General features: G+C 59.6%; 18 protein-coding genes and 1 other RNA gene. 7 read left to right on the top strand and 12 right to left on the bottom strand.

All coding sequences use genetic code 11. The features are described from left to right. Positions 1-112: 112 nt before the first annotated feature. A complete protein-coding gene (locus ACQRC0_RS06290) occupies positions 113-2,200 on the bottom strand; it encodes a glutamine synthetase III (protein WP_154517961.1) in 2,088 nt (695 codons plus the stop codon). 494 nt (positions 2,201-2,694) lie between these two features. Here ACQRC0_RS06290 and ACQRC0_RS06285 point away from each other — a divergent pair, with 494 nt between their 5' ends. The 6 genes from ACQRC0_RS06285 (at position 2,695) to ACQRC0_RS06260 (ending at position 9,653) form a co-directional block, all read left to right on the top strand. Next, positions 2,695-3,567, top strand: a complete 873-nt coding sequence (locus ACQRC0_RS06285; protein WP_427728697.1) for a methylenetetrahydrofolate reductase — start codon at positions 2,695-2,697, stop codon at positions 3,565-3,567. Next, positions 3,567-4,355 carry a hypothetical protein gene (locus tag ACQRC0_RS06280; protein WP_427728695.1) on the top strand — a complete coding sequence of 263 codons (789 nt, stop codon included), beginning with the start codon at positions 3,567-3,569 and terminating at the stop codon, positions 4,353-4,355. The genes ACQRC0_RS06285 and ACQRC0_RS06280 overlap by 1 nt, the downstream gene beginning before the upstream one ends. A gap of 9 nt (positions 4,356-4,364) precedes the next feature. After that, positions 4,365-6,920, top strand: a complete 2,556-nt coding sequence (locus tag ACQRC0_RS06275; RefSeq protein WP_427728692.1) for a homocysteine S-methyltransferase family protein — start codon at positions 4,365-4,367, stop codon at positions 6,918-6,920. A 108-nt stretch (positions 6,921-7,028) separates the two neighbouring features. Next, positions 7,029-8,393 (top strand): PFL family protein, encoded by a 1,365-nt coding sequence (locus ACQRC0_RS06270; protein WP_427719427.1) that lies wholly within the window; start codon positions 7,029-7,031, stop codon positions 8,391-8,393. A 317-nt stretch (positions 8,394-8,710) separates the two neighbouring features. After that, entirely contained in the window at positions 8,711-9,196 is a 486-nt protein-coding gene (locus ACQRC0_RS06265; RefSeq protein WP_427728689.1) for a hypothetical protein, read from the top strand. Positions 9,197-9,353: 157 nt separating this feature from the next. Further along, positions 9,354-9,653: a YhbY family RNA-binding protein gene (locus ACQRC0_RS06260; protein ID WP_117839974.1), complete on the top strand. Its 300-nt coding sequence runs from the start codon at positions 9,354-9,356 to the stop codon at positions 9,651-9,653. Positions 9,654-9,714: 61 nt separating this feature from the next. Here the strand turns inward: ACQRC0_RS06260 and ACQRC0_RS06255 are convergent, their stop codons facing one another. The 8 genes from ACQRC0_RS06255 to ssrA all read right to left on the bottom strand — a co-directional run bounded on the left by ACQRC0_RS06255 (position 9,715) and on the right by ssrA (position 19,013). Next, positions 9,715-12,633: an AfsR/SARP family transcriptional regulator gene (locus tag ACQRC0_RS06255; protein ID WP_427728686.1), complete on the bottom strand. Its 2,919-nt coding sequence runs from the start codon at positions 12,631-12,633 to the stop codon at positions 9,715-9,717. A gap of 616 nt (positions 12,634-13,249) precedes the next feature. Next, positions 13,250-13,978 carry a glucosamine-6-phosphate deaminase gene (gene nagB, locus ACQRC0_RS06250; RefSeq protein ID WP_427728683.1) on the bottom strand — a complete coding sequence of 243 codons (729 nt, stop codon included), beginning with the start codon at positions 13,976-13,978 and terminating at the stop codon, positions 13,250-13,252. A gap of 272 nt (positions 13,979-14,250) precedes the next feature. Continuing rightward, a complete protein-coding gene (locus ACQRC0_RS06245; RefSeq protein WP_427728682.1) occupies positions 14,251-14,748 on the bottom strand; it encodes a PTS sugar transporter subunit IIA in 498 nt (165 codons plus the stop codon). Positions 14,749-14,818: 70 nt separating this feature from the next. Then, positions 14,819-16,156 (bottom strand): phosphoglucosamine mutase, encoded by a 1,338-nt coding sequence (glmM, locus tag ACQRC0_RS06240; RefSeq protein WP_427728680.1) that lies wholly within the window; start codon positions 16,154-16,156, stop codon positions 14,819-14,821. A gap of 122 nt (positions 16,157-16,278) precedes the next feature. Further along, positions 16,279-16,674, bottom strand: a complete 396-nt coding sequence (rpsI, locus tag ACQRC0_RS06235; protein WP_022094634.1) for a 30S ribosomal protein S9 — start codon at positions 16,672-16,674, stop codon at positions 16,279-16,281. 2 nt (positions 16,675-16,676) lie between these two features. Next, positions 16,677-17,120, bottom strand: a complete 444-nt coding sequence (gene rplM / locus ACQRC0_RS06230; protein ID WP_370450665.1) for a 50S ribosomal protein L13 — start codon at positions 17,118-17,120, stop codon at positions 16,677-16,679. Positions 17,121-17,277: 157 nt separating this feature from the next. Continuing rightward, positions 17,278-18,156 carry a patatin-like phospholipase family protein gene (locus ACQRC0_RS06225; RefSeq protein WP_427728677.1) on the bottom strand — a complete coding sequence of 293 codons (879 nt, stop codon included), beginning with the start codon at positions 18,154-18,156 and terminating at the stop codon, positions 17,278-17,280. Positions 18,157-18,649: 493 nt separating this feature from the next. After that, positions 18,650-19,013, bottom strand: a transfer-messenger RNA (tmRNA) gene (gene ssrA, locus ACQRC0_RS06220). A gap of 239 nt (positions 19,014-19,252) precedes the next feature. On the opposite strand from ssrA, the gene ACQRC0_RS06215 reads away from it, so the two are divergent. Next, positions 19,253-19,687 carry a hypothetical protein gene (locus ACQRC0_RS06215; RefSeq protein WP_427719414.1) on the top strand — a complete coding sequence of 145 codons (435 nt, stop codon included), beginning with the start codon at positions 19,253-19,255 and terminating at the stop codon, positions 19,685-19,687. Positions 19,688-19,746: 59 nt separating this feature from the next. On the opposite strand, the gene ACQRC0_RS06210 is transcribed toward ACQRC0_RS06215, so the two are convergent. The 3 genes from ACQRC0_RS06210 to ACQRC0_RS06200 all read right to left on the bottom strand — a co-directional run bounded on the left by ACQRC0_RS06210 (position 19,747) and on the right by ACQRC0_RS06200 (position 21,178). Beyond that, complete coding sequence (locus ACQRC0_RS06210; RefSeq protein WP_427728675.1) at positions 19,747-20,139, bottom strand: hypothetical protein; 393 nt, start codon at positions 20,137-20,139, stop codon at positions 19,747-19,749. Positions 20,140-20,256: 117 nt separating this feature from the next. After that, positions 20,257-20,610 carry a hypothetical protein gene (locus ACQRC0_RS06205; RefSeq protein WP_427728672.1) on the bottom strand — a complete coding sequence of 118 codons (354 nt, stop codon included), beginning with the start codon at positions 20,608-20,610 and terminating at the stop codon, positions 20,257-20,259. Between the two features lie 145 nt (positions 20,611-20,755). Continuing rightward, positions 20,756-21,178, bottom strand: a complete 423-nt coding sequence (locus tag ACQRC0_RS06200; protein ID WP_427728670.1) for a hypothetical protein — start codon at positions 21,176-21,178, stop codon at positions 20,756-20,758. Positions 21,179-21,649 lie beyond the last annotated feature (471 nt).

The following is a 21,649-nucleotide window of genomic DNA, read 5'->3' as shown; positions in this document are numbered from 1 at the left end:
CCCCGGCAAATCGGCGGCAAAACGGACTCCAAAGCGTCCTTCGCAATCAAAAAGCCGGGGCCCGCGCGATGCGGACCCCGGCTTAATACCGTGACGATATGCTGGCTATGCCCTACACGTAGAACAGGATGTCATCGTAGGTCGGGACCGGCCAGTAGTCGGCGGCCACGATCTCCTCCATGGCATCCACGGAGGCACGCAGCGTATCCATAGCGGGAACGACCTCGTGTGCATACACATTGGCCTGCTCCTGGCCATCGAGAGCCTCGGCCTTCTGATGCACGGCGTCGAGCGCCTTGATGGAGTCGTTGATGGCGGTGATACCGTTGCAGAGCTTGTTGAGCGTGTTCTGCTCGCACTGCATGGCGGCCTCAGCACCGGCGGCACGAATTGTCTCAAGGCCCTTAGCGACCTTGGTGGCATAGGCGGTGATGACCGGACGATAGGTACGACGTGCCTCGCGAATCATCGTGGTAGCCTCGATGTTCATGAGCTTGTTGTACTTCTCGAGCTTGCAGTCGTAGCGGCACTGCGCCTCGGCCTTGGTCAGAACGCCCGTCTCCTCAAAGAGCGCGATAGCCTTATCGGAAACAAAGGCGGGAAGAGCGTCGGCCGTGGTCTTGTTGTTGGCAAGGCCGCGCTTCTCGGCCTCGATGGGCCACTCGTCGGAGTAACCGTCGCCGGAGAACAGGATGCGCTGGTGATCGGTCAGTACCTTCTTACAGTACTCGAGCGCGGCGTCCTGGAACTTATCCTCGGGCGTACCCTCGAGTGCGTCGGCGAAGGACTTGAGCGACTTGGCCACGGCGGCATCGAGCACCAGGTTGGAGTCGGAGACATTCTGCTCGGAGCCGCAGGCACGGAACTCGAACTTGTTGCCGGTGAAGGCGAACGGAGAGGTGCGGTTGCGGTCGGTGTTGTCCTGCATCAGCTTGGGCAGGGTATCGGCGCCCAAGTCGAGCACGCCGCGCGTGGCATGGACGGAAGCCTTGCCATCGATGATCTTCTCGACGACCTCGGTAAGCTGGTCGCCCAGGAAGATGGACATAATCGCCGGAGGAGCCTCGTTGGCGCCCAGACGATGGTCGTTGCCGGCCGAGGCAACGGAGGCACGCAGGAGCTCCTGGTAGTTATCGACGGCCTCGATCACCGCGGTGAGGAAGACGATGAACTGCAGGTTGTCGAGCGGGGTGTCGCCCGGATCGAGCAGATTCTCGGACTCGGTGCCAAGCGACCAGTTATTGTGCTTGCCCGAACCGTTGATGCCCTCGAAGGGCTTCTCGTGCAGCAGGCAGACCAAATCGTGGCGGGAGGCGATGAGCTTCATCTTCTCCATCATGACCAGATTCTGGTCGATGGCCTCGTTGACCTCGCCATAGACGGGGGCGAGCTCATGCTGGCAGGGAGCGACCTCGTTGTGTTTGGTCTTGGCGGGAATGCCAAGCGCCCACAGCTCATCGTCCAGGTCCTTCATATAGGCCGAGACGGTGGGGCGGATAGCGCCAAAGTAGTGCTCCTCGAGCTCCTGGCCCTTGCAGGGAGCAGCACCAAAGAGGGTGCGGCCGGTGATGACCAGGTCCCTGCGCTTGCGGTAAGCGTCCTTCTTGATCAGGAAGTACTCCTGCTCATCGCCCACGGAAGGAACGACCTTCTTGGGGGTCTTACCAAACAGCGCCAAAACGCGCTTGGACTCACGCGAGAGCGCGGTCATGGAGCGCAGCAGCGGGGTCTTCTTGTCCAGGGCCTCGCCCGTGTAGGAGCAGAAAGCCGTGGGGATGCACAGGACATCGTCCTTGATAAAGGCGGGGCTGGTGGGATCCCAAGCGGTATAGCCGCGGGCCTCGAAGGTGGCACGCAGGCCGCCGTTGGGGAAGCTGGAGGCGTCCGGCTCGCCCTGGATGAGGTTCTTTCCCGTAAACTTGGTAATAGCGGTGCCGTCGTGGTTGGGTTCGAGGAAGCTGTCGTGCTTCTCGGAAGTAATGCCCGAAAGCGGCTGGAACCAGTGCGCGTAGTGCGTCGCGCCCTTGGAGATGGCCCAAACCTTCATGGCATGGGCAACGGCGTTGGCCACATCCAGGTCGAGCGGCTCACCGTCCTCGAGGGTTGCAGCAAGGCGTTTCCAAATGTCCTTGGGGAGGTAGTCCTTCATGACTTCCTCAGAGAACACCATGGTCCCGAAGCGGTCAGTAAGTTCGGCCATACGGAACTCCCTTCGTATCGGCACCGCGTGAGAAGCGGTGTTGATTACTAACGAACGAGTCATAGCTTAGACTCGCCGTGTTTCCGCGACATTACCGTTATGTTGCCGTCGCGAAACTAATCAATGAGGTTACCGCATCGCGGCGATGTTGCCACCCTCAACAGTCAATCAACTGTATAAATTGCAGACCTCTCCGCATGGTTTAAGGGTAGTCTTTTTGGGACGGGGCTTTTTTAGCTGCCCTATTTAAATATGGTCTCAAGCTTTGGAGGCGCCGGATTGGGTAGCTAAAAAAGCCCCGTCCCAAAAAGACTACCCTGCGTACCTGGTGATGGGGTAAAAAAGCTCCAAATTAGCTACGCTGTTATAGGGAATGCCGATAGCGAAACATCTTCGATTGATATTTCCAAATAGCGAGTAAAACTCCACCGTAGCGCAGCGGTGCTGTAGAATCCTTACAACACATCACGCTAATGTATCTAAAGGAGCACGACATGCGCGTCGACGAGGTTTTTAAGCAGGCAGCGTCCCAGGGCACCACGCCCGTTTCGTTTGAGATGTTCCCGCCCAAGGGCGAGCTTACCCTCGACACGGCTCGCGAGGTGGCTGGCAATCTGTGCAAGCTTTCGCCGAGCTTTGTCTCGGTCACCTGCTCGGCCGGCGGCTCGGGCAACGGCTCCGCCACCGCCCCCATCGCGCATATGATTACGAGCGAATTCGATACGCCCTCGGTGGCGCACCTCACCTGCGTTGGCCGCACGCATGCCGATATCGCCGCCAAGATCGACGAATACCGCTCCGCCGGCGTAGAAAATGTGCTGGCCCTGCGTGGCGATCTTCCCGCCGGCGCGAGCGAGGATGACAAACCCGCCTCGGACTACGCCTACGCCCGGGACCTCATCCCCGAGCTCGTCGACGCCGGCTTTTGCGTGGGCGCCGCAGCCTACCCCGAGGGCCACATTGCCTGTGAGAATCTCAACGCTTCGGTCGAATACCTCAAGCAAAAGCAGGACGCCGGCGCGAGCTTCTTTGTGACGCAGCTCTTTTTTGATAACGAGTGCTTCTACCGTTTTCGCGAGCTTGCCGACAAGGCCGGTATCACTGTGCCCATTACCGCGGGCATCATGCCGTTTATGGGCAAGTCGCAGATCAGCCGCATGGTCTTTATGTGCGGCGCGTCGCTGCCCTCCCCCGTCATCAAGATTCTCGCCAAGTACGAGAATGACCCCGAGAGCCTGCAGGCAGCCGGTGTAGATTATGCCGCCCGCCAGCTTTGCGACCTTAAGGAGCACGGCGCCGACGGCCTGCACCTGTACACTATGAATCGTCCTGCGATCGCCGCAACCATTATGGAGCGCCTGGGGTAATGGAAAAACCGCACATCGATACAGCTTTTGGTGAAGTGCCGGCCGACCTTGCGTCGCCGGCGCTCTACCGTATCGATGATACCCACCATCCCCGCGTCGATCGTGCCGAGATGCTGCGGTATCTGGGTTACGACGGCCAGCAGATTGAGCCCGAGCTGTCGCAGCGTATTGAGCTTGTGGTCGAGCGCCTTGAGCTGGACATTGAGCCCCGTGGCGTGCGCCGCGTATTTGCCGTCGATGCCATGGGCGTGGACGAGCAGGGAGAGCCCAACATCCGTCTGGTTGGAACCAACGTTGAGCTGCGCGGTCGCGATATCTATCGACATCTCAAAGACGCCCGCTTTGCCGCGCTCATGGCATGCACCCTCGGCATGGACGCCGAGCGTCGTCTGCGCACCACGGGAGCCCAGCAGCCCCTAGAGGGAGCCGTGCTCGATGCCGCGTGCTCCGCCTATGTGGAAGCTGCCGTCGAGCAGATGGACCAGCAGGTCAAGGCTGCGGCCGCCGCACACGGACTCGCCGGTAACTGGCGCTTCAGTCCCGGCTACGGCGACTGCCCGCTTACGGCTCAGCGTTCAATCGTGGCTGCACTCAACGCCACGCGGCTCATCGGGCTTACCGTCACACCTACCAGCCTGCTCATGCCCACCAAGAGCGTGACCGCGGTGATCGGTCTGTTTGACGGCGAGGTCCACGACGCCCAGAGTCGCCCCACCTGCAATATCTGCCGCATGCGCGAGCACTGCCGCTTCCGCGCCGCCCACACCACCTGCTATTCCAGCCATTAGGAGCCCCCGATGTTTACTCCGCTTATCACTCATGATCTGGACGGCGCCGCGCTGGCGGCGCCCGTTGATGCTGCCCGCCGCAAGGGCGCCACGTACAAGACGCGCACGATCGACGACCTTTACATTAAGGACGATCGCCTGCGCGCCGCCATCGAGGGCACGGGGCACCTGCTGTTCGACGGCGGCATGGGCACCATGCTGCAGGCGGCCGGCATGAAGGCCGGCGCCCTGCCCGAGCTGCTCAACTTTGAGGAGCCCCGGGTCATTACCGATATTCAGCGTCAGTATGTCGAGGCCGGCTGCGATGTGATCACCGCCAACACCTTTGGCGCCAACGCCCACAAGCTCGACGGTGCCGCCACCGTGGCAGATGTCTTTGCCGCCGCCGTCGCCTGCGCCCGCGCGGCCGGCGCCCACTACGTCGCCGGCGACATCGGCCCCATCGGTGCGCTGCTTCGCCCCTTGGGTACCCTCAGCTTCGACGAGGCCTATGACCTCTTTGCCGAGGAAGTGCGCGCTGGCGTCGACGCGGGTGTGGACCTCTTTATTATCGAGACCATGACCGACCTTGCCGAGATCAAGGCGGCGGTCCTTGCCTGCCGCGAGAACTCCGAGCTGCCCGTCTTTGCCACCATGACCTTTGAGGAGGACGGCCGCACCTTCCTGGGTACGAGTCCCGAGGTTGCCGCCATCACGCTCGACGCCATCGGCGCCGACGTCCTGGGCATCAACTGCAGCCAGGGACCGGCCGAGCTCCGAGGACTCGCCGCACGCATGCTCACCGTTACCGACAAGCCCGTTATGGTGCAGGCCAACGCGGGCCTGCCCCACGTGGACGACGACGGTAACACCGTCTTTGACATCCAGGCCCCCGAATACGCCAAGGCCGTCGCCGGCATGATCGCCGACGGCGTGAGCGTCGTGGGCGGTTGCTGCGGAACCACGCCGGCGCATATGGCAGCGCTGCGCACGCTTATCGATAACCACACGCCCAGTCCGCGCCACCGCAAGCCCAGCATGTCGGTCACAAGCGCCCAGACCGTGGTGGACCTTCCCTGTGACGGCCACAAGATCGCCGTCATCGGCGAGCGCATCAACCCCACCGGCAAAAAGCGCCTGCAGCAGGCCCTGCGCGACGGCGACCTGGACTACGTCGTAAGCCAGGGCATCAGCCAGCAGGAGCAAGGCGCCGACATCCTGGACGTCAACGTGGGCCTGCCCGAGATCGACGAGGTCAAGATCATCCAACAGGCCACCGAGCAGCTCCAGGGTTCCACGCTGCTGCCGTTGCAGATCGACTCCACCGACCCCGCAGCCGTCGAGGCCGCCGTGCGCCGCTACGCCGGCAAGCCCATCATCAACTCGGTCAATGGCAAACAGCAGATCATGGATGAGATCTTTCCGCTGGTCGCCCACTACGGCGCCAACGTCGTCGGCCTCACGCTCGACGAAGGCGGCATTCCCGATACCGCCGAGGCTCGCTTCGCCATCGCCGAGCGCATCGTGGCCGAGGCCGCCCGCTACGGTATCGGACCGGACCGCATCCTCATCGACTGTCTGGTCATGACCGCCTCGACCAATCAACGCCAAGCCGAACAGATCCTGCGCGCCATGTCCCTGTGTAAGGAGCGTCTGGGCGTCAAATGCGCGCTTGGCGTGTCGAACATCAGCTTTGGTCTGCCCGCCCGCCCGCTGCTGGGCTCGGTCTTTTTGGCTGCCGCCTTCGGCGCGGGCCTGGACGCCCCCATCATGAACCCGGGCTCCAAGCGCTTTATGGATACCGTCTACAGCTATCGCGTCTTGAGCGTTGAGGACGAGGGCTCGACCGGATACATCGAGCGCTACGCCGGCTGGACCGATCCGTACAAGATCGCCGCGAACCCGGAGGCGGGCACAGTATCGACCGACACTGTGCCCGCCGCTGGCACCGACGGCACCGACGGCAACGACGATCCGATTCGTCGCATGGTCGTCTCGGGCCGCAAAGGCGAGATTGCGGCCGAGACCGAGCGTCTGCTGGCAGACCACGACGCCATGGACCTCATCAACAACCACTTTATCCCCGCCCTCGACGAGGTTGGCGTCCTCTTTGACCAGGGAAAGTTCTTCTTGCCGCAGCTCATGGCCTCGGCCGAGGCCGCGCGCGTGGGTTTTGACACCATCAAGCGCCGGATGCCCGCCGGCGAGATTGCCGACAAGGGCAAAATCTGCGTGGCCACCGTCAAAGGCGACATCCACGACATCGGTAAGAACATCGTCAAGATGCTGCTCGATAACTACGGCTATACCGTCTTTGACCTAGGCCGCGACGTCGACCCGCAGGAGGTGCTCAAGACCGTACGGGAGCGCGACATCAAGCTCGTCGGCCTCTCGGCGCTTATGACCACCACGGTCGTCGCTATGGAGGAGACCATCAAACTGCTTCATGCCGAGGTGCCGGGCGTCAAGATCATCGTAGGCGGCGCCGTACTCACCCCCGAATACGCCAAGCAGATCGGCGCGGACTACTACGCCAAGGACGCCGCCGAAAGCGCTCGTATCGCCGAAGAGGTCTTTGGGCAGTAACACAACGGAAACAACCGAGCACCAAAACGTGCCGCATGCGCCACTTGGCACGTGCGGCACGTTAGAATAGACAAGACTATGCTCGTTTTGGCAGATAGGAGTGCAAGGATGGCGATCACGCCCGCAGAAATCGCGGAAACCCGCGGCATGGTTGAGGAGCAGAACCTCGACATCAGGACCATCACCATGGGTGTTTCGCTCATGGGTTGCGGCGACGAGAACCTCGACCGCATGTGCACGAAGATCTACGACCACGTGACGCACACGGCTGAGCATCTGGTCGAGACCGCCGAGAACCTCGAGCGCGAGTACGGTATCCCCATTGTCAACAAGCGCGTTTCCGTCACCCCGGTGGCGCAGATCGCCGCGTGCTGCAAGGATGAGGACCTCACCCCCATCGCGCATGCCCTCGACCGCGCGGCCGAGACGCTCGGCATCGATTACCTGGGCGGCTTCTCCGCACTCGTCCAGAAGGGCATCGGCGACGCCGACCGCCGCGTCATCCAGTCCATCCCCCAGGCGCTCGCTACCACCAGCCGCGTCTGCTCCAGCGTCAACGTCGCCAGCCTGCGCGCCGGCATCAACATGGACGCCGTGCTCATGGCGGCTCAGACCATCATCGATGCCGCCAAGCTTACGGCAGATGAGGATTCCGTCGGTGCTTCCAAGTTTGTCTGCTTTGCCAACATGGTCGAGGACTCCCCGTTTATGGCGGGCGCCGTTCACGGCGGTGGCGAGGCCGACGCCGTCATCAACGTAGGCGTCTCGGGCCCCGGCGTTATGGCCGCAGCCCTGGAGAAGCTGCCCGATTCCGCATCGATGATGGAAGTCGCCGAAAAGATTAAGCAGACCGCCTTTAAGATCACCCGTGCCGGCGAGCTCATGAGTCGCGAGGCCGCCCGTCGCCTAGGTGTCGAGAAGGGCATTGTCGACCTGTCGCTAGCGCCTACGCCTGCCGTCGGCGACTCCGTCGCGCGCATCCTCGAGATCATCGGCGTGGGCACCTGCGGTGGCCCCGGCACGACCTGCGCGCTCGCCATGCTCAACGATGCCGTCAAGAAAGGCGGCGTCATGGCCAGCTCCAGCGTGGGCGGCCTCTCGGGCGCCTTTATCCCCGTGTCCGAGGACGCCGGCATGATCGCCGCCGTCGAGGCCGGCGCGCTTTCGCTCGAGAAGCTCGAGGCCATGACCTGCGTGTGCTCCGTTGGCCTGGACATGATCGCCATTCCCGGCGACACCCCGGTCGAGACTATCGCCGGCATTATCGCCGACGAGATGGCCATCGGCGTCATCAACAATAAGACCACGGCCGTGCGCGTGATCCCCGCCATCGGCAAGGGCGTGGGCGACTGCGTCGAGTATGGCGGCCTGTTTGGCCGTGCGCCCATCATGCCGGTGAACCCCAACGCCGGCACCGTGCTTGCCCACCGCGGTGGACGCTTCCCGGCGCCGCTGAACTCGCTCAAGAACTAGCTGAAGGGTTCGGGCGGGAGCCCCGGTGAGGGCAAATATATAAGGTCGCCTGCTCGGACAGTCCTGACTCGCACGGAGAGCACATTATGTGCTCTCCGGCTCGTGCGGAACTCGCGATCGACCTTATATATTTGCCCTCACCGGGGCTCCCGCACATCGGGACCTCAGTTGGGTTCTATCCCGGTTGCAGTTGCTTCGCTCCTGCACCACTTGGCTGGTGCGGCGGTTTGGCGTTGGAACGGTTCTTTTTCTGATATATGCTTGTTGCGGCTCTTCTTTTGGGAGGGGCCGCTTTTTTGTTGTAAGGGGGATGGCCCGTGGCTGATGGTGTAATTCAATCTGAGCTTCTTTCTGCGGATTGGAATGGCGAATGGATGCGTCTACAGGCTGCTCGGCGGCGTTGTGCTGTCACGATGGTCGCCAACTCCAGCCCGCGCTATGACCTGCACGTGATGAATGTCATCGGCGCCTCGGTTACCCGTAGCAATGGCTTTGTGTACGCCTTTAACATCCTTATTCAGATGGATGCACTACCGCAGGTCACGTATTTTGAATCGCCCCGTCGTGACACCTTCGATAGCCTCGAGGCCGGCGTGGCGGACCTCTCCCGTATGCTCGAGCATGGCAACGAGGATAAGATCGATCGTCTGCGCGACTATATCGCCCAACATATGATCGAGAACCCCCATGCCGGCGAGCCGGGATCCAAGGGCGTGCCGCAGGGACGTTACATGCTCGACCACATCCGCAAGGTCCGATGGGCGTTCATCGCCTGGGAGCCGGTCTCTGCGCCCCGACCGTAGCCCATCTAAAGTATGCATCGTCTACCCGCCCGGCATCCGCATTCTTTGCGAACTGGCAAACGCGCTCCACACCGCGCCGTTCCTGCGCTATCGTGGGACAGCTCACGTAGATTAAGGCCCCATCGCGGGGCGCCCCATACATAGAAAGCGAGATCCCATGGCACTGACAGGAGCCCAGGTCAAGCAGCTTCGCAGCATGGCCCATCACCTCAACCCCGCCATCATCATCGGTAAGTCCGATGTCAACGAGGGTACCGTCGAGCAGACGGTCGCCTACCTGGAGAAGCACGAGCTCGTTAAGTGCTCCGTGCTGGACGGCTCCAGCCTTTCTGCCCGCGAGGCCGCCGAGGAACTCGCCGAGCGCTGCCACGCCGACGTCGTTCAGGTTATCGGTCGCAAGTTCTCGCTGTATCGAGAGTCCTCGCGCAAGGATATCGAGAAGATCAAGCTCGTCTAAGAGCCAATCGGTTCACACAGAGCAAGCCTGCGGGCGTCCGAACAATACGGGCGCCCGTTTTTTATCGCTCAATGAACGGTCGGTTGACCCTGCTTTCGACCAGACGCTCGTAGAGACGCTTGGTCTCGGGCTCGGGAACGCCTGCGACCTGTTCCTTAAGATGATGGATATGCCCGCTATAGAGCTCGACGATATCGCGGCGTCTCCCCGCCGCTCCGTACACGCGCATGGCGCATCGCACCATGTCCTCGCGTGCGGTCTCCTGACGTAGCCCCGCTTCTGCCAGCCAGATTGCCGACTGCAGGTCGTTTTCTTCCAAGGCAGCGCTTGCTCCCACAATCATGCAGTCGATAAACTTCGACTGCATGATGCGGCGCATGCGCAAAAAGTACGTCGGATTGCAACCGTTGGGGATATACAGCGGTCCGGTATAGAGCTGTTCGATCTTAAGACACAGCTCGACCAGGTGAGGCCCACGCACTCTTGTGCGATTACCCAAAATCTCGCGGCTTATCTGCTCAAATAGCTTCACATCGGTCTTAACGTAATCCCTGTTGAGGCCAAGGCAGTCGTTTTGAATCAGGACGCACGACTTGCCATCTGGCGTGGGTCCCAAAGCGGATCGTAAGCGTGACACAGTCGAATACAAGTTGTTACGGGCGCTACTGTACTCGGCATGTGGCCACAGTTCCATAGCCAAGGTCTCGCGATCGACAAACGAATCGATACCCAACGCAAGCCGCTCGGCAAGCGTTGCCGCTTTCTTACGACGCCACATCTTGTCTGTGATGGGAAATCCGTCGCGCTCGGCACGAAACGCGCCAAACATGCGAATCTCGATATGATCGATAGCGTCGACGGGTTCGACCTCGCCGACCTGGAACAGCCGCTCGCTCTCTCCCTCCAAATCGTCGCGCAGCGAATATCGCGATAGCTCACGCACCGGGAGCTTCTTTCGAATCTTGGCAGCAGGCTCGCCCAGGCAATGCATCGCAAGGCGTGCAAACAGCCGATACGCTGGCTCCAGAATCCCAGAACGATTCATAGACATCCAGGCGGCAAGATCGCTGTCACGGCCCGCAGACGCCAAATGCAGCGCTACGACCCAAGCCTCCGCGCCGCCGACTTGTGTCCGACTTAGGTCGAGCAGCTCTGCCTCTTCTCGTACCGACACCATCGACGTATTGCGAAGGCTTGATGCACGCTCCAACAGCAACGCGTTGTCGCGCATGTATGCGATCGACTCGTCAGCAAGCTTGAGCACCTGGACCGCGCGGAACTTCGCGTTGACCGGGCGCCCCTCGGCGAGCGCCTGCCAGCCTTCAAGTAGCAGGCCAAACAGCTGGATTTGATTGTCACGCACGCGCACGGCAAAGCGATCGAGCTCATTAAACGCCGTATCGTCAGTCATTGGCAGGCCTGCAAGCAGACGCCGTGCCGCCAGCACCATACGCACCCAGACAGCCGGTGCCTTAAGCCCACGAGCATCGAGTGCCTCCCGTGTTCGAGACATCTCGTCGTCACGCTCATCGATTCCCATAAAGGACCCATCGAAGAGCTCCACCAACATCCGATCTGCCCGTATGAGAATCTCTGCAATATCGAGTTCGCAATCATATACCTTGTTCGCCTTGAGTCCCGAAAGTGCTGCGCCGTCTTTCGCCTGTTCGGTCAGCCGGCTCTTAACCTCGATATGCGCCGACAGCATATCGAGCGCAGCACAAGATGCCTCATTTTTTGGAAGAGCAGGATTGGCTGGAAGCCCAAGCTCGCAATCTCCATAACAGACGACCGTAAGCACCTGGGCGACTTTCCAAGAAACCAAATCAATCTCGCGGACCGACTGTGCGCTCGCATGTTCGACAATCGAGGCCATATACCGGGCCAGTTTAGTATTCGAAACGCTTACCGCCGCCAAATAGACACCAAGTGCCTCGGTGGGCGTCGGCTCCAACGCGGGCTTGTCGGCATCCGTCGTCCTCAGTACCGCGCGACAGACATCCCCTCCATGCCCAGTCAGAGCCAAATCGACACCATACTGTCCAGCAAGCTCAAGGACGGCGTCTCGATCCAAAAAGGCATCTGCCAAATCCATCGCAGCATCGCATCGGCCCGCCTTGAGCAGAATGCGTGCCGCGCGCATAACGAGCTCTGGACGAATTTCCGCAACCATTTTTCGTAATCTCAGGCGCGCGTTATCCTCGGTGCCCATACACGTAAAGCTTCGGTCGACCGGATCGACACCAAAAATCGGATAATCACGAACAAGATAGGACTGATCGATCATGGAGAGCCTGACACCGCATGCCTCAAGTTCCGCAATCTTGCCCTCGCCCATCAGGGCCATCACGCACGCCACGTTAAATAGGGCGCCGTTATCGATTGATGCCATATCGGCAAGTGCCGCACCGTATACGTTGACAATCTCGTTTTCGAGCAAGCTGGCAACGTCGCCCTCTCCGTACAGCCCCGTCTGCATAGCCGAAACCAACTCGGGAACACCCTGTGTGAGCTGGTAAAAATCGAGCGACGTGCTAATCGAGAACGCCGATGCCCAAGCCGAATACTCATAGGCATGCACCTTGAGCATCTGCGCATTGATCTTGACCGAGTCACCCAGCCCGCGAATCAACTGGCGATTTGAGGGGCGGCAGGTGACAAAGACCCCGATCCCCATAGTGCGCAGGCCTCGAATTCGATCGATAAGCTCCTCGGTATCTTGCTGATCGAGGTTGGGGACGTTATCAATCGCAATCAACGATCGCGGTTTGTCCTCAAGTTCATCTGTGACCACTTCGAGCTGCATAAACACCTCGCGGGCAATCGCGCGGTCAGCCTCGATGATTCGTACCAGACCGCGCGTCGGGTCGCTTTTGACTTCCTGAGCGTACTGAAGCAATATCGATGTTTTCCCAAACCCATCTGGTGCATAGAGCAACACAATGCCCGCCTTGCGGCCCTTGACAATCAACTCGCTCATCAGGCGATCACGTCGGACCATATAACCTGTGCCCAACGGTGCCAATTCGAGATCGTCCGTATCGTTCAGCCCGTTCATCATGCTCGCTCCTTACCTCGGCCACATGGACACCGTAATCGCAAGACAGCCCAAGCCATCCCGTAAATCGAACGACGTAGAGTTTTAGGTTGTCTTTCGGTTCGCATTTGGCAAGTTTTTGTTCAGCGAGCGCCGATTGAAACTTTTCCCCCAACCAACCGGTCTTTGCGCAGGTCAATGCGCTTGCCAGCATGTCCCACTCATTTGGCAGTGTAACGCAATGGGGCTTGTAATATTTTGTTGCGCAACTCACCTACGCGCTGATACCGTTTGCGACTCATTAGTAGCATTTTTGAATAGAATATGCTAGAGAATGCATCACGCTATACGAGGCACCACCGTCAAGCTTTTGGCAAGCTAATGTTATGCACACCATAAAGTCCGCGCTCATCTGGTTCCACTGGCAGATATTGCGGACGGACGCAGTATAAGGACTCATGAGTCTATAAGCTAGCCGCCATCCCGCATATGCATAATAAAAAAGGCCCCCGCAGAACGGGAGCCTGTAACAAAGTAATAACAAATCGCTCGGATTGTACTACTCGCAGAGCGAAAGGGCAGCCTCGTCGGCAACGACGACGCAGTTGGTGTGCAGCTGCAGGATCGAAGCCGGGCACTCGGGCGTAACCGGGCCATAGCACATATCGTGCACAGCCTGAGCCTTGGCCTCGCCGTTGGCGATGACCAGGATCATGCGGGCATACATGATGGTCTGGGTACCCATGGTGTAAGCCTGGCGGGGAACGTCGTCGATGCTATCGAACAGGCGGCTGTTGGCCTGAATGGTGCTCTCGGTAAGGTCGACGCAGTGCGTACCCTTGGAGAAGTGGTCATCGGGCTCATTGAAGCCAATATGACCGTTATTACCAATGCCGAGCAGCTGCAGATCCGGGTAACCGGCGGCAGCGACGATCCTGTCGTACTCGGAGCAGGCAGCGGCGGCATCGGGGTTGGAGCCATCGGGCACGTGCGTGTTATTCAGATCGATGTTGATGTGATCGAAGAAGTTCTCGCGCATGAAGTAGTGATAGCTCTGGGGATCATCGTGCGAAAGGCCGCGATACTCGTCCAGGTTATAGGTGCTGACCTCGGAGAAGTCAATATCGCCCTTCTTGTACCAATCGGCGAGCTGCTTGTAGGCGCCAATCGGAGTGGAGCCGGTGGCAAGACCGAGCACGCAATCGGGCTTAAGGATAACCTGCGCCGAGATGATATTGGCGGCCTTGCGGCTCATATCCTCGTAGTCTTTAGCTTTAATGATCTTCATTACGCATCCTTTCTCGTAGAAGAGAGGCAAGGCTCCCCTTACAAGCACTTGCCCGCGGCCTGCGTCGGCCGCAACCAACGTGTGCGGCCACCAGGGCGAGGTCGCGTAATGTATGTATCTCGTGTCTAGCCGCGTCGAGGCCCCTGCCCGTCCACGGTGACCCGAAGCCTTTTAGCCTCGGACAATTTCCATCTTGCCACGGAGGGCGCCCTCTTTCAAGGGCGCCCTCCGTAAACGTGTTTGAATTGTAGGCCAAAGGGCAAGCGAACGAGTTAGCGCTCGCGAGCGACGATGAGCTGATCCATCTCCTCGACATGCTCGCCGACGGAGCCCTTGATGCTCGAGAACTCAACAGAGTTGCACACCAAAATGGGAACCGTCACATCGTAGCCCTCGGCCTCGATTGCCTCGCGTTCAAACTCGATAAGCACATCGCCCTTATGGACGATATCGCCCACCTGTGCATGCACGGTAAAGTGTTTGCCCTCGAGCTGAACGGTATCGAGTCCAACGTGGATTAAAACATCCAAGCCATCGACCGTGTTGAGCGCAACGGCGTGTCCCGTTGGAAAAATCGCCTCGATCTTGGCATCCGCAGGTGCAATCACGCGCGTGCCCGTAGGCCGAATGGCAACGCCTTGGCCCAAAAGGCCAGTGGCAAACGTCTGGTCGTTAACCTCGGAAAGCGGAATGACATCGCCCGAGATGGGAGCATCCAGCGTAAGGACTCGACCACGCATACCAAAAGACCTTAGGACTTTAGTGAACATGCTCCCCCTTGGACATACCAATAATCAAAACCAGCTTACTAGTTTACCACTTGGCATTGGTTTTTGACCATTAGGGAAGTTCGCGCTTGACAACCTCGACGATGTCGTCAACGACGCGCTGAGTCAGCTCGTGCGTCTCGGCCTCGGCCATCACGCGAACCAGCGGCTCGGTACCGCTCGGGCGCACCAGAATGCGGCCGCGACCGTTAAGCTCCTTCTCGGCGGCAGCGACAGCGTCCCAAATGGGCTGGCAATCGTCCAGACCGGCCTTGTTGTCGGAATGCACGTTGACGAGCACCTGCGGGTACTTCTTCATGATGCCGGCAAGGTCGGTGAGGGAGCGGCCAGTGCGCTTGAGCACGGCCAGCAGCTGCAGCGCCGTCACCAGGCCATCGCCGGTGGTGTTGTGCTCCAGGAAGATGATGTGGCCGGACTGCTCTCCGCCGATAACGGCGCCGTCCGCGAGCATGCGCTCCAGCACGTAGCGGTCGCCCACGGCGGTCTGCACCATCTCAAAGCCCTGTTCCTTCATAGCGATGGAAAAGCCCAAGTTGCACATAACGGTCGAGACGATCTCGGAGTTGGCGAGCTTGCCGCGAGCGGCGAGGTCAGAGCCGCAGATGGCCAGGATGTAATCACCATCGATCTCGTTGCCCTCGCTGTCCACGAACAGCACGCGATCGGCGTCACCGTCGTGGGCCAGGCCGATGTCGGCGTGGGTGCGCAGTACGAGCTCGCGCAGGGGCTCAAGATGAGTGGAGCCGCACTCGACATTGATGTCGGTGCCACAGTAGTCGGTATTGATGGCGTGGACCGTGGCGCCCAGACGCTGAAGCGCGGCAGGCGTGGTCTGGCAGGAAGCACCGTGACCGCAGTCAACGGCAACGACCAGGCCGTCGAGCTTAAGGCCGTCGAGGGTGCTGATAGCGTGGTCGACGTATGCCTTGCGAGCGTCCTTCATCTTGATGATGTGGCCCACACCGGCGCCGGTCGGCAGCGTGTCGGCAGCCATGGCCTCCTCGGACATGACCCAGGCGCTAATCTCTTCTTCAACGGCATCGGGAAGCTTCATGCCCTTGCGGCTAAAGAACTTGATGCCGTTAAACTCCGGCGGATTGTGCGAAGCGGAGATGACGATGCCGCCGTCGAGCTCGTTTTGGACGGTGAGCAGCGCCACGGCCGGCGTAGGGATAACGCCGCAGCAGTGCGGGCGACCGCCCTCGGCCATAATGCCAGCGGTCAGAGCGCTCTCGAGCATGGTGCCCGAAAGACGCGTGTCGCGGCCAACGCAAATGTCCGGACCAAGGAACTTGGTCGCCGCACGGCCAAGGCGAAACGCGAGGTCGCACGAGAGGTCGGCGTTGGCGACGCCACGGACGCCGTCGGTGCCAAAGATGTTCTGGGGCATAGGATCGCTCCTTCCCAAGTGGGCAAAACGCACTCGCCCACCCTAGTCGAAAAAGAAAAGCGGGACCCGCCGAGCAATCGGCAGGCCCCGCTTGTACATTGTATCTCGTAAGGAGAAAAACCTTAACGCTTGGAGAACTGGGGAGCGCGGCGGGCCTTCTTGAGGCCGTACTTCTTGCGCTCGACCACGCGAGCATCGCGCGTAAGGAAACCGGCCTTCTTGAGGTCAGCACGGTAGTCGCCAGCGTTCAGAAGAGCGCGAGCGATGCCCAGGCGCAGAGCGCCGGACTGACCGGAGATGCCGCCGCCATCGCACAGAGCGATAACGTCGAACTGACCGGCGGTATCGGTCACCTTGAAGGGAGCAAGGGCGTTCTCAACGAGCTGATGACGGCCGAAATACTGCTCGGCGTCACGCTTGTTGATAGTCACCTTGCCGGTGCCGGGGACGAGACGGACGCGGGCGACGGCGTTCTTACGACGGCCGGTACCCTGGTAGACAACGGTGTTCTCAGCCATCTTTAAGCCTCCAGCTCAATCTTCGTGGGGTTCTGGGCAGCATGCGGATGCTCGGCACCAGCGTAGACCTTAAGCTTGGTCATCTGGGCACGGCCGAGGGTGGTCTTGGGCAGCATGCCGCGAACGGCGCGCTCGATGACCTTCTCCGGGTGCTTCTCCATAGCCTGGTGGAAGCTCTCAGCCTTGAGGCCGCCGTTGTAGCCGCTGTGGCGATAATAGGTCTTCGTGTCGGCCTTGTTACCGGTAAGCTGGACCTTATCGGCGTTGATGACGACAACGAAGTCGCCGCAGTCGCTGTTGGGCGTGAACTGGGGCTTGTTCTTACCGCGCAGGATCATTGCGATCTGGGTGGCAAGACGGCCCAGGACAGCACCATCGGCGTCGACGAGAACCCAGTTGCGCTGGACCTCGCCCTGCTTGGCGTAGTGAGTCGATTTCGAAATCACTTAGACTCCTCCATGTACAGTACGTGTTGTTACAGAGATTCACGGGGCTCTGCAAGTAACCCGTCCATATTACCCCGCCCGTCGCCCGAGTCAACAGGTATTTTGGCTCTGACCAGACTTTCTGCACATGTCGTCCATCGGTAATGATGTCGCGACGCTAGCGCTCGACAAATGCCTTGATATCACTCAGCAGACGCTTTGCCTCCTGACGACCCTGAATATACAGGTCGAGAAGCTTTGCCGGATCGTGCTCGACGTGACCGACCTCGACAGGCTTTTGCGGGGCAACGACCAGCGCGCGACCCTCGCGCTCATACTTCCACAGATGCATGCGCTGGATGTTATAGCGGTCGTGGCGCGTCTCGATAGCCTCGAGCAGGTAGGGGTAGTCGGCATAGCGGGCGCGTGCGGCAGGCATAAACTCGTAGGGCTTTTTCTCGTACGAGCGGTCCTGCGTGACAATGACAACCGCGCGATCGAAGCCGGCCTCCTCCAGCACGTGCTCGATAGGGACCGAATCGGCTACGCCGCCGTCGACGTATTTGTGCCCGTCGATCTCGACCGGCGGCGTCACCAGCGGCAGCGACGTCGAGGCGCGCACGGCATCGAGGTCGAGCACGGCGCTTTTGACCGGCAGGTATGCAGCGGTTCCAAAGAGCATGTCCGTCGCGACGGCGTACATCTCGATGGGGCTCGCGTCGAATGCCTCGTTATCAAAGGGATCCAAGCGGTCCTGGACATCGTTGAAGATGAAGTCGTAACCCACGATGGAGCCCGTGGACGCAAACGATGCGGCACCCATGAAGCGGTTGTCGTTGCAGAAAGTCAGGTTGATGCGGTTGGCACGGCCGATCTGGTGCGACTTGTAGTTCACGCCGTTGAGGGCGCCGGCCGATACACCGTAGACAGCCGGAATCTCGACGCCAGCCTCCATGAGGACGTCGAGCACGCCCGCGGTAAACTGCCCGCGAAAACTGCCGCCCTCCAAGACGAGCGCGACCTTGCCGGCGTTCTTTGCCTTATCTTCTGCCGTCATGTTGACCTCCTACTGTTTCGTTTTGGCCTTCTTCTACCCAGTTTTGAGATGGAGAGCGCATGGGTTTTGGAGTTGAGGAGGACGGGGCGACTGGCGGAAAGCACGTCCCGTTCTGGGGGGCGATTCCGGGATGGACTTTCCGCTTGAGGCGTCAACGTGAGTAGTCAATTTGGGACGGGGCTATTTTAGCTGCCCTTTGACTGTCGACGAATTATTGGGGACCGGAACTAATATCGACTGGCTTATAGGGGCAGCTAAAATAGCCCCGTCCCAAATTGACTACTCCACCTTGTAGAGGCTTTGCGCGGAGAATCCGCGTATTTGCTTCGCAAATCCGCACCGGCTTCGGCCGCCTGCCGGCGTCCTCGCCCGCGGGCTAAAAACGCTTACGCGTTTTCTTTACGCCCGCGCCCTGCACAGAGTTCGGTTCTCCGCGGTATCTATATGTAATAAAAAAGCAGGTAGGTGCGTTTACCTACCTGCCTGTAGCTATTGGTGGAGGCGCGGAGAATCGAACTCCGGTCCACGAAAGCCCCCTGATTGGCATCTCCAAGCTCAGTCGCTGGTTTAGTCTCGGACGCTTTGCGCGCAGCGACACGCTCGCGGCATCCCAACCGGTTCGGTCTTAGCCCGCGCCATACCGATTACGTGCGCGGGAGCATTCCCCTAACATGACGTCGCGCCGGTGTCGGGGAAATCACCGGGTTGACGCGCCGCTATAAACTAAGCAGCGAGAGCCATAGGCTCAAAAGAAGAGTTGTTGTCAATTCAATTTGACGGTACCCCTGTTTAACGAGGCGAGGAGACCTCGGCTTGCTTCCTCTCTCAGAGCTATCGTGTCGAAACCAGTCGCCCCCGAATGTTGGGAAAGTCTGGATGGTATCGGGCCTGCAAACACCCGATAACCGTCGACTTTTCAAGGAACACGCGGGGTAAACCCCGCTCGTGGATAGCTATCTTACCACGTTCTAAAGGCAGACAGCTGCTCTATGCACGAGCTGTGAAGACCCTAATGTGCACCATACTTCGCATTTTTGCCACTGAACGCGTCACGTATATTTTCGCCAAGCAAAATTGACCCGTCGAAAGGACCGTTATGGATACCAAGCAGCAACTCGTCAATGCCCTCGCAGGCCTGGGCTCAACCATTACCGAAGCTATGGATGTCATCGAAGGCTTTGTCCCCTGCGGACATCCCGCCCTCACGGTATCAAACGCACTCGTCGCGCTGGACGCTGACGATGATGCAGCTCTCGCCCAGCAGTTTGAGACCGTCGCGGGCTTTATCGACCACGTGAGCGAGAACCGCGGCGTGGCCGCCTACCACGGCATCGAGGTCGAGCTCGCGGGTCCCAAAGCCGATCTGCTCGCAGCAATCCGCGAGGTAGGCGCCCTTATGCAGACCGCAGGCGTCAAGAACACCCAGGTCAACGAGTGGGTCTACCGCAGTCTAGCAGCACTAAACGATTCCGACGAAAAGGCCGCCGAGAAGCTCGTCGAAGCTCCCGTCATCAAGGCAGCGCTTTTGTAATTAAAGGATGCGTGGCCTTTTGAGCGCCGACGTTCCGAAGGCCACGCAAACAGTTCGCGCTAACCGATAGCCGCGCCACCACGTTCGGCCAAAGCTAGAATCGGCATCATTTGGCGCGGGGTCTTTGCTGCAAGATCGGCATGTTCGAGCAGCTTGCGATTGTTGGTCACCAAGTAATCGATCTGCGCGCGCTTGCACGCGGCGAGTACCAAGTTGTCCTCGTAATCGCGATGGAGCGCTAAGTATTTGTCGGCCAGCCAAAGGTCCGATGCATCTGCACCCACGGCCGTGGCGTTTTCGGTCACGTTCCGAACAAACGCCAACGCCGCATCGCCAATTGCACGGACAGATGCCTCGTCGAGCGCTCCCCCGCCGGCAAGAACGCTACGCTTCAGCTCGTGTTGGACAACGCACAGCACGTCCTTGGCGATATGCACCGGAAAGAACAGCAACGCCCCCGTCTCCGTCGCCTGTCCAATAAACGCGCGCGGCAAGCGACTCGGTATGCTCGGCGCAAAATGAATCGACCCATACGTTGGCGTCCACCATAATCTTAAGGGGGCCTCCACTCACAGGATCATCCCCTTTTGGCGATAATGCTCATCCATGGCTTCGGAATAGATTGTGTCCCAGCTGCGGTCATCAGACGCAGATGATGTATCGATGCCCAGGTCCGCGTAAAGCCGATCCACCGCCGCCCATGATGCGACAAACGGCGAGGTGCCACCAGCACTAGGCGGTTGGTCGTCAACGGCCGACAACACCTCTTCGCACGAACCGCCACCCTGCGCGACCTTGGCCACCACCTTTTTGATGAGCTCGGGCAGTGACCCGCCCGAAAGCCGCAGCGCCTCCTCGGCACGATTCTTGACCTGGCGATCCACGCAAACGTTCACCTGCGCCATGCCGCTAGCAGCACCCACGGCGCTCTCGCTCCCTTCAATTGCTATCCTCGATAGCAACACTATATAGAGACGCTATCAATTGGGGTCAAATGCAAAAGGCCTGCGCCCGGACGACACCGATGCCGTCTGGGCGCAGGCCAGATAACGTGGGCAAACACGTCTGCTAACGCAGGTAAGCCTTCGCGTTGCTCAGGCTGTAGGCGATCGTCGAGCCGTTGTGCATCAGCGACGATGCCTGCGAGGCAATCGCGCCGGTACTGCCCAGTGCCAAGAGCGCCGAGTTGGTGAGCATCACCTTAGAGTAGGAGCTCGTCAGACGATCAACGAGGCCCTGGCTCATACGGCGCAGGCGCACGATCGCAGCAAGATCCGTATCGGTCAAAGTGCGCGGAACCGATGATGGCGCGACGCCCTTCGATGGACGAAGCGATGCCGTGCGCCACGATGTACTCGACGGCAGCATGCCGCACGCGATGCCCTGCACGCAGGCATTCTTTACCGGAGCGCTGGCGAGCAGCTTGATGCCAGCCGTACCAAGCAGAAAACCGCCACCGACAAGCAGGGTGTTAAACGTCGGCCTCTTCATGTTGCTTCTCCCTTTTGCCGCATTGGACACGGCACGGTGCCTCAGCACCCAAGTGAATAAGTTTGCATGAGCACCCTTTTGGATAATAGTTAAGTAGTACTAACTATTAAGGTCAAAAATGGTTAACTTTCTGGAAATCTTAGGGTGCAGACCGACCGACTTTCGACAATCGGTCTGCCGCAACGTACATCTCCGGCATCCAAGAAAGACTCTCCCCCGTCCCAGCAAATCGAGGTCTAATACTTTTCCCGAGAAGTGAACGAGCAAAATCGGACCCCTGAAGCATCCGCATTTTTTAGTAACAAAACCGCAGGGAAAACTCGGCAAAACCGCAGGAAACAGCGTCCAAATAGTGTCGATGCTTCAGAGGTCCAAATAAGGTCGTTCACTTCTCGGGAAAAGTATTAAGTTTCGCTTTCCACAGCCCAAAAATGTGACCAAGGGACCGTCCCTGCGCCACATCCACAAAAA

It is taken from the genome of Collinsella sp. SGI.033, from assembly GCF_050315135.1.
Taxonomy (GTDB): domain Bacteria; phylum Actinomycetota; class Coriobacteriia; order Coriobacteriales; family Coriobacteriaceae; genus Collinsella.
Note: the sequence above shows the minus strand (reverse complement) of the source record. Positions and strands in the feature narration are given on the sequence as shown.